Source organism: Kitasatospora sp. NPDC087861 (assembly GCF_044742585.1).
In the GTDB taxonomy this organism is placed as follows: Bacteria; Actinomycetota; Actinomycetes; order Streptomycetales; family Streptomycetaceae; genus Kitasatospora.
On the sequence record NZ_JBIUUS010000037.1, the window covers coordinates 32,184 to 45,572 of the forward strand.

Annotated in this window: 12 protein-coding genes; 3 read left to right on the top strand and 9 right to left on the bottom strand. The window is 73.2% G+C overall.

Annotation, left to right across the window (positions count from 1 at the left end; all coding sequences use genetic code 11):
* Window positions 1-8 precede the first annotated feature (8 nt).
* Window positions 9-884 carry an ABC transporter permease gene (locus ACIOJE_RS34150; RefSeq protein ID WP_280685005.1) on the bottom strand — a complete coding sequence of 292 codons (876 nt, stop codon included), beginning with the start codon at window positions 882-884 and terminating at the stop codon, window positions 9-11.
* Window positions 874-1,683 (bottom strand): ABC transporter ATP-binding protein, encoded by an 810-nt coding sequence (locus ACIOJE_RS34155; RefSeq protein WP_400781581.1) that lies wholly within the window; start codon window positions 1,681-1,683, stop codon window positions 874-876. The genes ACIOJE_RS34150 and ACIOJE_RS34155 overlap by 11 nt, the downstream gene beginning before the upstream one ends.
* Before the next feature lie 316 nt (window positions 1,684-1,999).
* Here ACIOJE_RS34155 and ACIOJE_RS34160 point away from each other — a divergent pair, with 316 nt between their 5' ends.
* Together ACIOJE_RS34160 and ACIOJE_RS34165 are read left to right on the top strand one after the other, a co-directional pair.
* Window positions 2,000-3,655, top strand: coding sequence for a sensor histidine kinase (locus ACIOJE_RS34160; RefSeq protein WP_280685007.1), 1,656 nt, complete (start codon window positions 2,000-2,002; stop codon window positions 3,653-3,655).
* Window positions 3,655-4,344 carry a response regulator gene (locus ACIOJE_RS34165; RefSeq protein WP_280685008.1) on the top strand — a complete coding sequence of 230 codons (690 nt, stop codon included), beginning with the start codon at window positions 3,655-3,657 and terminating at the stop codon, window positions 4,342-4,344. The genes ACIOJE_RS34160 and ACIOJE_RS34165 overlap by 1 nt, the downstream gene beginning before the upstream one ends.
* Before the next feature lie 72 nt (window positions 4,345-4,416).
* On the opposite strand, the gene ACIOJE_RS34170 is transcribed toward ACIOJE_RS34165, so the two are convergent.
* The 6 genes from ACIOJE_RS34170 to ACIOJE_RS34195 all read right to left on the bottom strand — a co-directional run bounded on the left by ACIOJE_RS34170 (window position 4,417) and on the right by ACIOJE_RS34195 (window position 11,522).
* The gene (locus tag ACIOJE_RS34170; protein ID WP_280685009.1) at window positions 4,417-6,156 is read right to left on the bottom strand and encodes a cation acetate symporter; all 1,740 of its coding nucleotides are present in this window, start codon (window positions 6,154-6,156) and stop codon (window positions 4,417-4,419) included.
* Entirely contained in the window at window positions 6,153-6,737 is a 585-nt protein-coding gene (locus ACIOJE_RS34175) for a DUF485 domain-containing protein (RefSeq protein WP_400781586.1), read from the bottom strand. Before ACIOJE_RS34175 ends, ACIOJE_RS34170 begins: the two co-directional genes overlap by 4 nt.
* A gap of 127 nt (window positions 6,738-6,864) precedes the next feature.
* Window positions 6,865-7,560, bottom strand: coding sequence for a response regulator (locus ACIOJE_RS34180; RefSeq protein ID WP_400781588.1), 696 nt, complete (start codon window positions 7,558-7,560; stop codon window positions 6,865-6,867).
* On the bottom strand, window positions 7,557-8,717 hold the full coding sequence (locus ACIOJE_RS34185) for a sensor histidine kinase (RefSeq protein ID WP_280685012.1): 1,161 nt from the start codon (window positions 8,715-8,717) through the stop codon (window positions 7,557-7,559). The genes ACIOJE_RS34180 and ACIOJE_RS34185 overlap by 4 nt, the downstream gene beginning before the upstream one ends.
* Window positions 8,718-8,773: 56 nt before the next feature.
* On the bottom strand, window positions 8,774-9,259 hold the full coding sequence (locus ACIOJE_RS34190; RefSeq protein ID WP_280685013.1) for a CcdC protein domain-containing protein: 486 nt from the start codon (window positions 9,257-9,259) through the stop codon (window positions 8,774-8,776).
* A gap of 151 nt (window positions 9,260-9,410) precedes the next feature.
* On the bottom strand, window positions 9,411-11,522 hold the full coding sequence (locus ACIOJE_RS34195) for a DNA topoisomerase IV subunit B (RefSeq protein WP_280685014.1): 2,112 nt from the start codon (window positions 11,520-11,522) through the stop codon (window positions 9,411-9,413).
* Window positions 11,523-12,060: 538 nt separating this feature from the next.
* Here ACIOJE_RS34195 and ACIOJE_RS34200 point away from each other — a divergent pair.
* Window positions 12,061-12,291 (top strand): hypothetical protein, encoded by a 231-nt coding sequence (locus ACIOJE_RS34200; protein ID WP_280685015.1) that lies wholly within the window; start codon window positions 12,061-12,063, stop codon window positions 12,289-12,291.
* Between the two features lie 192 nt (window positions 12,292-12,483).
* Here ACIOJE_RS34200 and ACIOJE_RS34205 read toward each other — a convergent pair whose 3' ends face one another.
* Window positions 12,484-13,383, bottom strand: a complete 900-nt coding sequence (locus tag ACIOJE_RS34205; protein ID WP_400781592.1) for a S1 family peptidase — start codon at window positions 13,381-13,383, stop codon at window positions 12,484-12,486.
* Between the last annotated feature and the right edge of the window lie 6 nt (window positions 13,384-13,389).

The following is a 13,389-nucleotide window of genomic DNA, read 5'->3' on the forward strand; positions in this document are numbered from 1 at the left end:
GGGGGGATTCAGCGGCCGTCGCCCGCGTCGGCGGGCTTCCAGCGGAACAGCTTCTTCTCGGCGAAGGTCAGCAGTCCCTCGGTGAGCAGCGCGACGACGGCGAGGATGGTCATGGCGGCGTACACGCCGGCCGCGTTGAAGGTGCCCTGGGCCGCGGCGACGAGCAGGCCGAGGCCCTTGGTGGCGCCGATGTACTCGCCGACGATGGCGCCGATCAGGGCGAAGCCGAAGCTGACGTGCAGGCTGGTGAAGATCCAGGTGGTGGCGGCGGGGATGACCACCTGGAGGGTGACCTTGCGGTTGTCGGCGCCGAGGATGCGGGCGTTGGCGACGAGGTTGCGGTCCACCTCGCGGGCGCCCTGGAAGGCGTTGAAGAAGACCGGGAAGAACACCAGGACCACGGCGGAGGCGACCTTGGAGGCCGGACCGAGGCCGAACCAGATCAGGAAGATCGGGGCGAGCACGATCCGCGGGATGGCGTTGAGCACCTTGATGTAGGGCCCGAACACGTCGGCCAGGAAGCGGATCCGGCCGAGCGCGATGCCGAGCAGCACACCGCCGATGACGCCGATCACCCAGCCGGTGAGGGCCTCGTAGAGGGTGTAGCCGATCTGTTCGCCGAGCGAGCCCTGCGCGGTGCCGTGGGTGACCCACTGCCAGATCTGGTCCCAGATCCTCGACGGCTGCGAGAAGTTGAACGGGTCGATGACCTCGGTGCGGGCGCAGACCTCCCAGAGCCCGAGGAAGGCGAGCAGGACCGCGACCCGGGCCCCGTAGACGGTCAACTTCCGGTTGCGGGCGGCCCGTTCGCGGGCCTCGGTACGGCTGACGGGGGCGGCCGCCGGGGGCTTGCCGGCGACGGCCGATGCGGTCTCAAGCGGCACGACCCGCTCCTCTCTCGCGGGTGATGCGCACCTCTTCGCCGAGCGAGGCCCAGATCTCGCGGTACAGCTCGACGAACCTCGGTTCCAGCCGGACGGCCTCCACGGTGCGCGGTCGTGGCAGGTCGACGGTGAAGATCTCCTTGACGGTGGCCGGTCCGGCCGTCATGACGACGACCCGGTCGGCGAGCGCGATGGCCTCGTCCAGGTCGTGGGTGACGAAGACGACGGAAGAGCCCGTGCCGGCCCACAGCTCCAGCAGCTGGTCGGACATCAGGGCACGGGTCTGCACGTCCAGCGCCGAGAACGGCTCGTCCATCAGCAGGATGGCCGGGTCGTTGACGAAGGTCTGGGCGAGCGCGACGCGCTTGCGCATGCCGCCGGACAGCTGGTGCGGGTAGCGGTCCTCGAAGGCGGCGAGGCCGACCCGGCCCAGCCAGTCCCGGGCCCGCTCCCTGGCCTCGGCGGCGGGCACGCCGCGGAAGCGCGGCCCGGCCATGACGTTGGACAGGACGGTGCGCCAGGGGAAGACGGCGTCCTGCTGGAAGACGAACCCGACCTTGGGGTCGATCCCGCGGACCGGCTCGCCGTACACCAGGACCTCGCCCTCGGTGGGCTCCTCCAGGCCGCTGACCAGGGTCAGCGTGGTGGACTTGCCGCAGCCGGTGGGTCCGACGACGGCGACGAACTCGCCCTGGGCGACGGTCAGATCGAGATCGCGGACGGCGGTGTGCAGGGCCCCGGACGGGGTGCGGAACCGTTTGGTCGCGCCGGTCAGCTCGATCGCCGGGGTTGTGCTCATGGTGACCTCCCGGGTCTGTGCTTGCCCCTGGAAGGTAGGAGCGGGCCGGGCCACGGCGGGAGCCTTCTCGGCGTACTGCGATTTCTCCGCATTGAGGGGTGTTCTGCTCGTTTTGCTTCCGCTACAACTGCGGGGACGCGGCTGACAGAAACACCCGGGAAACATAGGGTGTCCCAACCCCACCCCGGCCCGACCCCCGAACCCGCCGACCGCCCCCGCCTGAGCCACCCCCACCCGCACGGCCCATCACCCGCACGGCCCGTCACCCGCGCCGCCCCCACCTGCACGGACCCGCAGCCCCCGAGAGGAGGCCCGGATGAAGCTTCCCCACTGGCCCCGCCGGGTCTTCGCGCAACTGCTGCTGAGCCAGACCGTCGTCACCGTCGGTGTCACCGCCGTGACCGCCGGGCTGTTCCTGGCCCCGGTCAGCAGCGAACTGGACCACGACGCGATGCAGCGGGCGCTGTCGATCGCCCAGGCCACCGCCACCGACGAGGCGATCGCCCGGGCCGCCGACGCCCGCGACTCGGCGACCGCCCAGCGCAACGCCGAGCAGATCCGGCTGGCCACCGGCGCCAGCTTCGTGGTGGTCACCGACCTGGACGGGATCCGGCTCTCGCACACCGACCCGGAGCGGATCGGCCACCGGGTCAGCACCGACCCGGAGCCGGCGCTCAGCGGCCTCAGCGTCACCGCGATCCAGCAGGGCACGCTGGGCCGCACCGCGCGCGGCAAGGTGCCGCTGCGGGTCGCGGACGGCCGGATCGTCGGCGAGGTGTCGGTGGGCATCAGCGACGACTCGATCCGCCGCCGGCTGCTGAAGATGCTCACCGGGATCCTGCTGTGCGCGGGGGCCGGCCTGGCCGCCGGGACGGTCGCCACGCTGGCGCTGGCCCGGCGGCTGAAGCGCCGCACCCACAACATCGCGCTGGCCGACATCTCGGCGCTGCTGGTGGAGCGGGAGGCGATGCTGCACGGCATCCGCGAGGGCATGGTGGCGCTGGACGAGCGCGGCCGGATCCGGCTGGCGAACGACGAGGCGGTCCGGCTGCTCGGCCTGCCGGAGGACTGCACCGGCCTGCCGATCGACGCGGTGCTGCCGCCGGGCCGGCTGGCCGACGTGCTGACCGGGCGGATCACCGGCGCCGACCTGCCGGCCGTCCGGGACGACCGGGTGCTGGTGGTGAACCGGATGAGCACGGCCCCCGGCCTGACCTCGGGCTCCCGTCGTCCGCCCGGCCGACGGGAGCCCGGGGACGGGCCCGTGGGCGGCGCCGTCGTGACGCTGCGCGACCGGACCGAGCTGGAGTCGCTGGTCCGCGAGCTGGACACCACCCGTAGCCTGACCGAGGCGCTGCGGGCGCAGGACCACGAGCACGCCAACCGGATGCACACCCTGCTGGGCCTGCTGGAGCTGGGCCGCCACGAGCAGGCGGTGGCCTTCATCTCGGAGCAGTCCGGTTCGCACGCGGTGGTCGCGGCGCGGATCGCCGAGCAGGTGCAGGATCCGCACGTCGCGGCGCTGCTGGCGGGCAAGACGGCGGTGGCGGGCGAGCGCGGGGTGCGGCTGGTGCTGGCCCGGGCGGCACACCTGCCGGACGCGGTGGTGGACGCGCGGGCGCTGGTGACGGTGCTCGGCAACCTGATCGACAACGCGGTGGACGCGCTCGCGGCGGGCGGCGGCGGCCGGGTGGAGGTGACCCTGGCGGCGGCCGGATCCACGCTGCTGCTGCAGGTCGCGGACAGCGGCCCGGGCGTGCCGGAGGAGCTGCGCGAGCAGGTCTTCGAGGAGGGGTGGACCAGCAAGGACGCACCCGCGCACCGTCCGCGCGGGCTGGGGCTGGCGATGGTGCGGCGGCTGGTCGAACGGACCGGCGGCCGGATCGTGCTCGACGCGGGGCCGCTCGGCGGCGCCCGGTTCACGGTCGAGCTGCCCGAGGCCCTGCTCACCACTCAGCTCGTGGAGGCCTGATGATCGACGTACTCGTGGTGGACGACGACTTCCGGGTCGCGGACGTGCACGCCGCGTACGTGGCCAAGGTGCCGGGCTTCCGGGTGACCGGCACCGCGCACTCGGCCGGGGAGGCGCTGGCCGCGCTGGAGCGCCGCCCGGTGGACCTGCTGCTGCTCGACCACCACCTGCCGGACGAGACCGGCCTGGCGCTGGTGCGCCGGCTGCGGGAGCGGCAGGTGGCCTGCGACGTGATGATGGTGACGGCCGCCCGGGACGTGTCGACGGTGCACGCCGCGATGCAGCACGGCGCGCTGCAGTACCTGGTCAAGCCGTTCACCTTCGGCGGCCTGCGGGACAAGCTGGTCGCGTACGCGCAGCTGCGGCACGCGCTGGCCGGCCCGGCGGCCCGGGAGGCCGGCCAGGACGAGGTGGACCGGCTGTTCGCCACCCTGCGCAGCGCCGCCGCCCCGGCCGGCCCGCTGCCGAAGGGCCACTCGGCGCCCACCACCGACCTGGTGCTGGGGGTGCTGCGGCAGGCGGGCCGGCCGCTGTCCGCCCAGGAGGTCGCGGACGCCACCGGACTGAGCCGCTCGACGGCGCAGCGCTACCTCAAGCAGCTGGAGCGGGACAGTCGACTGCGGCTGACCCTGCGCTACGGCGACACCGGCCGCCCCGAGCACCGCTACGGGCTGGCGGCCCGGGCCTAGGGCCTGCCCGGCCCTAGACATGCGGGAACCCCGGCAGGCCCGCGCCCGCCGGGGTCCCCTCGCGCGCTGTGCTCAGGCCGCGCCCGCGCCGGTGAGGGCGCGCACCTCCAGCTCGGCGAAGCGGTCCGTGTCGGCGGGCTCGGGCGAGGTGATCGTCCCGATCCAGCCTGCCAGGAAGCCGAGCGGGATGGAGACGAGGCCGGGGTTCTCCAACGGGAACCAGTGGAAGTCGACGCCGGGGAAGAGCGCCGCCTTGGTGCCGGAGACCACCGGCGAGAAGACGACCAGCACGATCGCCGGGACCAGCCCGCCGTACACCGACCAGACCGCGCCACGGGCGGTGAACCGCGACCAGAACAGGCTGTACAGCAGGACGGGCAGGTTGCTGGAGGCCGCCACCGCGAAGGCCAGGCCGACCAGGAAGGCGACGTTCAGCTGCTGGGCGTACAGGCTGATCGCGATCGCGGCCGCGCCGATCCCGACCGCCGCGAACCGCGCCACCCAGACCTCCTGGCGCTCGCTGGCCTCGGCCGACTGCTCCGAGCCCGTCGAGTCCACGCCCCCCGACGCCGGGGCGGCTGACCGGGAGGCCGGGACGGCGCCGCGCCGCAGGAAGGGGCGCCGGCGGCGCGTCCGGCCGCGCCAGGCGCCGGCCCAGATGTCGTGGGCGAAGGCCGCCGAGGAGGCCAGGGTGAGCCCGGCGACCACGGCGAGGATGGTGGCGAAGGCGATCGCCGAGATCAGCGCGAACAGCACCACCCCGCCGGTGCTGCCGTTGCCGCCGCCGAGGACCAGGGCGAGCAGCGGAACGGCGGTGTTCCCGGCCGAGTTGGCGTGCCGGACCTCCGACGAGCCGACCAGCGCGGTCGCGCCCAGGCCGAGCGCGATGGCCATCAGGTAGAAGCCGCCGACCAGGCCGATCGCCCACATCGTGGAGCGGCGGGCGGCCCGCGCGGTGGGCACCGTGTAGAAGCGGGACAGGATGTGCGGCAGCCCGGCGGTGCCGAGCACCAGGGCGAGGCCCAGGCTGAAGAAGTCGAGCCGGCTGGTGAAGGTGGCGCCGTACTTGAGGCCGGGTTCGAGGTAGCGCGGACCGGCGCCGCTGTGCTGGGCGGCCTGACGCATCAGCTCGCCGACGTCACCGTGGAAGCGGACCAGCAGCAGCACGGTGAGCAGCACCGAACCGGCGATCAGCAGGAAGGCCTTGACGATCTGGATCCAGGTGGTGGCCCGCATCCCGCCGATCGTGACGTAGACGATCATCAGGCCGCCGACGGCGATGATGGTCCAGGTCCGGGCGGTGGCGCTGTTGGTGCCGAGCAGCAGGGCGACCAGCGAGCCCGCGCCGACCATCTGGGCGACCAGGTAGAGCAGGGTGACGACGACGCTGGCGCCGCCGGCCGCGGCCCGTACCTTGCGGCGGCGCAGCCGCAGCGCGAGCACGTCGGCGAGGGTGTACCTGCCGGCGTTGCGGACCAGTTCGGCGACCAGCATCAGCACCACCAGCCAGGCGACCAGGAAGCCGATGCTGTACAGCACGCCGTCGTAGCCGTACAGCGCGATCAGCCCGGCGACGCCGAGGAAGGAGGCTGCGGAGAGGTAGTCGCCGGAGAGGGCGAAGCCGTTCTGCAGCGGGGTGAAGTCGCGGCCGCCGGCGTAGAAGTCCTCGGTGGCGCTGCCCTGGCGGCCGACCCAGAGGGTGATCGTCAGGGTGACCAGGACGATGACGGCGAAGAGCACGATCGCGAGGTCGTGGTGGTCGCCGGTGGGGGCGACGGGGGGCGGGGTGGCGGTCGTCATCGCGGTCGTCATCGCAGCTGGTCCTGGGTGTCCCAGCGCAGGCCCAGGGCGGCGCGGTCGCGCTTGGTCCGGGCGTTGCGGGCGTAGAGCCAGGTGAGCAGGAAGGTGGTGGCGAACTGCAGCAGGCCGAGCAGCCAGGCCACGTTGAGCGGGCCGGCCACCTGGCTGCGCATCAGGCCGGGGGCGGCGGCCTGGGCGGCGACGTACAGCAGGTACCAGCCGAGGAAGGCGCCGCTGGTCGGGAAGACGAACGCCCGGTAGCTGCGGCGGATGTCCTGGAAGGCCTCGCTGCGCTGGACGGCCCGGTACACCTCGGTGCTGTCGGTGGCGGGTACCAGGGCGCGGGCGGCCGCCGGTTCGACGGCGGGTTCGGCGAGCGGGGCGGCGGCAGCCCGGACGGGCGGGCGCTCGACTGCTACCGGCTGGGCCACCTGGACGGGGGCCGGCTGGACCGTACGGGTGGGCACCGGCTGGGCCGGTACCGCCAATCGGCCGGATGCGGTCGGCCGGTCGGCGTCGGTGGCGGCGGCCGGAGCGGCCCACCAGTCGAATCGCTGTCCCTGCCCGGGACTGCTCGTCTGCTGCTGTGGCACTGCTGCTCCTGCGACCGGTCGGGCACTCTGACCTCAACCATGATGGCGGCCCCCGGACAGCGCCTCTGACCATCGCAGATACGTTCACTCGATGAGGTGGTCGATCATCCGACAGACACTCATCCGACTACTGCTGCGTACCGGTGATCCCGTGTCGAAAGGCGTACGCGACCGCCTGCGCCCGGTCCCGTACGGCGGTCTTGGCGAACAGGTTGTTGATGTGCGTCTTCACCGTGGCCGGGCTGACGAACAGCCGCTGGGCGATCTCGGTGTTGGAGAGCCCCTCGGCGATCAGCGCCAGCACCTCCGCCTCCCGGGCGGTCAGCCCGTCCGGCAGCTCCCCCGGTCGGCCGGCCGGCTTCCCGGCCTCCCCGGCGGATCCGCCGGACGCCCCCGACAGCCGCTCCAGCAGCCGGAGTTGGACCTGCGGCGAGAGCCCGGCCGCCCCCGCACGGACGTCCGCGATCGCCCGGGCGATCTCCTCGCCCCCGGCGTCCTTGGTGAGGTAGCCGCGTGCCCCGGCCTGCAGGGCGGGGAACAACGAGTCGTCGTCGGCGTAGGTGGTGAGCACCACGACCTCGGTCCGCGGGTGCGCGGCCCGGATCCGCCGGGTCGCCTCGACGCCGTCGCAGCGCGGCATCCGCAGGTCCATCAGCACCACGTCCGGGTGGTACCGCTCCACCATGGCGACGGCCTCCTCCCCGTCCGCCGCCGCGCCGACCACCTCGATGCCGGGCAGCAGCCCCAGCAGCATCACGATGCCCTCGCGCACCACCGTCTGGTCGTCCGCCACCAGCACCCTGGTGAGCCCCGCCCCGCTCATGCCGGCACCCGCAGCAGCACGCGCCACCCTCCGTCCTCCGGGCCCGCCAGCAGGGTGCCGCCGAGCAGTTCCGCGCGTTCGCGCATCCCCAGCAGACCGTACCCGCTGCCGCTGGCCGCCAGCTCCCCGGACGGTTCGCCGCGCTGGGGCCGGGAGTTGCGCACCTCCAGCTCCACCGCCTCCGCCAGGTAGCGCAGTTCGACGGAGCACCGGGCGCCGGGCGCGTGCTTGCGGACGTTGGTCACCGCCTCCTGCGCGGTGCGCCGCACGGCGAGGGCGGCCTCCGCGGCGAGCGGCCGGGGCGTACCGGTGACGGTCAGCGCGGCCCGCTCCCGCCCGGCCAGTTCCACCAGGAACTCCCCGACCGGGGTGAGTTCGCCGCGCAGCGCGGACAGCGCCTGCCGGGTCTCGACCAGCCCGTCCTGCGCCATCCGCCGGGCGGCGACGACCCGTTCGCGGATCTGCTCGCGGTCGGTCCCGGCGTCCAGCATCAGCCGGGCCGCCTCCAGGTGGACGAGCTGCGCGGAGAGGCTGTGGGCGAGCACGTCGTGGATCTCCCGGGCGATCCGGGCACGTTCGGCGAGCGCCGCGCTCTCCGCCTCGGCGGCCCGCGCGGCCCGTTCCTGCACGAGCAGCCGCCGGGCGGTGCCGCGCGCCTCGATGTCCAGCCGCAGCAGGTAGCCGAGCAGGCCGAGCCCGCCGATGGTGGTGACGATGCTCAGCCAACTCGCCCAGCTGGCCGCGGTGTACGAGCCCAGTGCGGCCGCCGCGGTGAGCACGCCGGGCGCGGGCGGCAGCCGGACCAGGGCGACCACGGCCAGCCCGCACCAGAGGAAGTCGGCCAGCAGGTAGGCCCGCCCCCCGTTGGCCAGCCAGGCGGCACCGATCATGGCGGCGGCCAGGCCGAGCGAGGGTGCCAGGCGCTGCTCCCGGGTGAAGTACAGGTAGCCGGCGCTCAGCCCGGCGGCCACGAGCAGCCCGCCCGCCGCGGCCGCCTCCGCCCAGCCGGAGTACTTGCCGCCGCCGAGCGTCGCCCAGCAGACGACGACCAGCAGGACGGTCCGGCCGAACATGGCGAGGACCCACCGCGGTCGGCTCTCCGCCTCGCGCTCCAGCCCCTCGCGGGACGGCCAGCGGGTCCAGTACCACCCGGCCACGGGTGCCTCCTCGCAGATCTCGGACAGCCGGTCCCGGCAGCTCCCGGGCCGGGCGTTCAGTTCAGTACGGCGGCCTGCTTCGGCAGGTCCAGGGCCCGCGCCCGCCAGTTCACCACGAGCGCGCGGACCAGCAGCATGACCGCCAGGCCCAGCATCAGCACGCTGCCCGCCTGGTGGACGTGCAGGGCCGCGCCGATCCCGTACAGGCCGAGCCGGATGGCGATCATCCCGACCCAGGCGGCCACCGTGGCCTTGGTGCCCTTGGCCCAGACCGCGCCGTCCTCGGCCCGCCACAGCCGCACGGTCCAGCCCCAGACGGAGCCCATCGCGAGCACCGCCACCAGCCCGGTGGCCAGCAGGGCGGCGGACACCGCGGTGTGCTGGTGGTCGACGAGCTGCGGATCGCGCAGCGCGATCGCGCCGAGGATCAGGGGCAGCAACCAGAAACGGCGCTCGGTGTCCAGGCGCTGGGCGCGCATCTGGCGCTGGACGACCAGGACCATCACTGCGGCGATCACCACGACGTTGACGAGGGCGCTCATCGGACTTCTCCGTCCCGAGGGGAGGCTTGTGCTGACCTCTCCGACGCTACGGATCCGGCGCCCCCGGCTGATCGGCGCCGGGGTGGACGGGCAGGTGGAACCCGCAGCACAAGGGCCCTCCACCCACGGGTGGAGGGCCCCGGTCACACGGTCAGGCGTCGATGCGGGAGCGGTCCAGGGTGGCCGCCGAGTCCACGATGAACTCCTTGCGCGGAGCGACGTCGTTGCCCATCAGCAGGTCGAAGATCTTCTCGGCCTGCTCCAGGTCGCCCAGGTTGATCCGGCGCAGCGTGCGGTGGCGCGGATCCATGGTGGTCTCGGCCAGCTGGTCGGCGTCCATCTCGCCCAGGCCCTTGTACCGCTGCACCGGCTCCTTCCAGCGCATCCCCTTGCGCTGGAACTCCAGCAGGGTGGAGCGCAGTTCGGCGTCGGAGTAGGTGTAGTGGTACTTCTCCTGGCCGCGCTTGGGGCTGGTGAGCTCGATCCGGTGCAGCGGCGGCACGGCGGCGAAGACCCGGCCCTGCTCGACCATCGGCCGCATGTAGCGGTGGAACAGGGTCAGCAGCAGGGTGCGGATGTGCGAACCGTCGACGTCGGCGTCGGCCATGAAGATGACCCGGCCGTAGCGGGCCTGGTCGATGTCGAAGGTACGGCCCGAACCGGCCCCTATCACCTGGATGATCGCGGCGCACTCGGTGTTCTTGAGCATGTCGCTCACCGAGGCCTTCTGCACGTTGAGGATCTTGCCGCGGATCGGCAGCAGCGCCTGGAACTCGGAGTTCCGGGCGAGCTTCGCGGTGCCGAGCGCGGAGTCGCCCTCGACGATGAAGAGCTCGCTGCGCTCGACGTCGTCGCTGCGGCAGTCGGCCAGCTTGGCCGGCAGCGAGCTGGTCTCCAGCGCGGTCTTGCGACGCTGGGCCTCCTTGTGCTGGCGGGCGGCGACCCGGGTGCGGGCGGCCGCGACGACCTTGTCCAGCACGGCCCGGGCCTGGAGCTTCTGGTCCTTCTTGGCCGAGGTCAGGAAGGCCTTGAGCTCCTTGGCGACGACGGCGGCGACGATCCGGTTGGCCGCCGAGGTGCCGAGCACCTCCTTGGTCTGGCCCTCGAACTGCGGCTCGGCGAGCCGGACGGTGACCACCGCGGTGAGGCCCTCGGTGGCGTCGTCCTTGGTGATGTCGTCCTCGGCGACGCGCAGCAGCTTGGCGGCGCGCAGCGCCTCGTTGACGGTCTTGGCCAGCGAGCGCTCGAAGCCGGTGACGTGGGTGCCGCCCTTGGGGGTGGCGATGATGTTGACGAAGGAGCGCAGGGTGGTGTCGTAGCCGGCGCCCCAGCGCAGCGCGATGTCCACCCCGAGCTGGCGGGTGACCTCGGTGGGGGTCATGTGGCCGAGCTCGTCCAGGACGGGCACGGTCTCCTTGAAGGTGCCCTCGCCGTGCAGCCGCAGCACGTCGCAGACCGGCTTGTCGGGGGCCAGGAACTCGCAGAACTCGGCGATGCCGCCGTCGAAGCGGAAGACCGACTCCTCGACCTGCTCGCTCTCGGTGAGCCGCTCGTCCCGCACCACGATGGTCAGGCCGGGGACGAGGAAGGCGGTCTGCCGGGCGCGGCTGTACAGGTGCTCCAGCGAGAGCCGGGCGTCCTTGAGGAAGATCTGCCGGTCCGCCCAGTAGCGGATCCGGGTGCCGGTGCGGGTCTTCGGCACCTTGCGCGTCCTGGTCAGGCCGTTGGCGGGCTCGAAGGGCGCGTCCGGGCTGGTCTCGGTGAAGATGCCGGGGGTGCCGCGGCGGAAGCTGACCGCGTGGGTGTGGCCGCCGCGGTCGACCTCGACGTCCAGCCGGGCGGAGAGGGCGTTGACGACGGAGGCGCCGACGCCGTGCAGGCCGCCGGAGGCCGCGTAGGAGCCGCCGCCGAACTTTCCGCCGGCGTGCAGCTTGGTCATCACGACCTCGACGCCGGACAGCCCGGTCTTGGGCTCGACGTCGACCGGGATGCCGCGCCCGTTGTCGCGGACCTCGACCGAGGAGTCCGGGTGCAGCAGGACCTCGATGCGGTCGCAGTGGCCGCCCAGCGCCTCGTCGACGGAGTTGTCGATGATCTCCCAGAGGCAGTGCATCAGGCCGCGACTGTCGGTCGAGCCGATGTACATGCCGGGACGCTTGCGGACCGCCTCCAGGCCCTCCAGGACGAGCAGGTGCCGAGCGGTGTAGTTGGAACCGTCGTCGCCGGCCAGCAGTGCGGACGGCACGGTCGTTTCGGCACTCACGCGGCACTCTCCTCGGTGAAGTTCTGTCTCATCGGTCACATCAGGACGCATCCGGACCATCCGCCAGTGCAGCACGCCGCACCGACAGCCGTCGCCCAGTGTGCGCGCACCGCCCCGCTGGGTGCGCAGCACGGCGGGCCGCTCCCGCGCAGCTTGTACGCGCTGCGCGAACAAGGACCGCACCGGCCTCCGGGGCCCCGGGGCGCCATCTCCTCCCGGTACCACCGGTCCTGGCGGATCGTGGGGCCTGGCGCAGGCTCCGGAACTGCCGTTATGCAGGCTACCGGGGCCCGGGACGGGGCTTATGCTCCAACCCGGCAGAGGATTATGCTACGCGGACCTCGCACCCGGTCCCGATCGGGCGTTCGAGCGACGGGCGGATCCTGGGATTCGGTACGCATGAACCACCGGCCCCCGGGGCACGTCCTCATCAACACAGCAGAATCCTCAGAGAAGAAAAGCCACGAGCGGGAACGTTTTCGGCCTGGTTGGATGTTGACCCTGGTACGACAGCTCGTCGAGCTAGAGAAGAGGCGACGTGACTACTGTTCTGACCCCTGCGAGCCCGCTCACAGCGGCTGACCGCTGCGACCGCTGCGGCGCCCAGGCCTACCTGCGCGTCGTACTCGCCAGCGGCGGAGAGCTGCTCTTCTGCGCCCACCACGGCCGGAAGTTCGAGCCCGAGCTCAAGAAGATCGCCGTGGAGATACAGGACGAGAGCGGCCGTCTCACCACCCCCAACGCCACGGCGGCCGAAGAAGAGCGCTGATCCCGAGCGCCGCACCAGCAGCCGACGTCGAGCTGTGTCCGGCCGCGCACCGCGCGCGACCGGTGGGCCGGGCGACGGGTCCCCTTCGGGGGCCAGTCGCCCGGCTCTGTCGTTCCCCTGGCCGAACACGGTCCGCACCGACGTGACGTCAGAACGTGACCGGCCGGTCACCGGCGGCGGCCCGGTCGGGCCTCACAGCACCGAGCGCACCGCGTCCGCGACCGAGGCCACCCTGGTGTAGACGCCCGGGTGGGCCGCGTCGGCACAGCCCGTCCCCCAGGACACCAGGCCCACCAGTCGGCCGCCGACGACCAGCGGGCCGCCGCTGTCGCCCTGGCAGGCGTCCCTGCCGCCCTTCTCCTCGCCCGCGCAGACCATGCCCCGGGCGTCGAACTTCCCGTCCGGCCCGCCCGGATAGGCCTGCGCACAGGTCTGGTCCGCGACGATCGGCACCTCCACCCCGCGCAGCGTGGGCGAGTAGTCGCCCCGCCCGGTGCTGTCCCCCCAGCCGAAGACCTGCGCGGTGGTCCGGGGCGCGTACGGGCCGGTCTCGCCCTGGCCGATCAGGCCGATCACCGGCCGGGAGCCCTGCGAGTCGGCGAGGGTGAGCACCGCGACGTCGTTCACGTTGGCGGCGAAGGCGTAGTCGGGGTGGATCCAGACCGACCGGACGGACACCTCGCGGCCGACCGAGCCCCGCAGGTCGTCCCGACCGACGACGACCTTGAGGCCCGGCCGGTCCACCTTGGCGCCCTTGGTCTCGTCGTAGAAGCAGTGCGCGGCCGTCACCACCTTGGTCGGCGTGACCAGTGCGCCCCCGCAGAACTGGCCGGAGCGGCCGCTGCCGAACTGCTGGCGGCTGGACAGCGCCACCACCCACGGGTGGTCGGCGGTGCTCACGGCGGTGCCGCCCACCACCCGGCGCTGCGCCTCGGCCGGCCCGGCCGTACCGAGCGCGGCCAGCGGAACGGGGACGGCGGCCAGCAGCGCCAGCACGGCGGCCCGTCGGCGGCGCGCCGCGCGGGCGACCGACGGGCTCGCCGGCGGCGGGGCGGGGGTCGGCAGGGCAGCGCGGTCCGGGTTGGGCAACACCGGTGA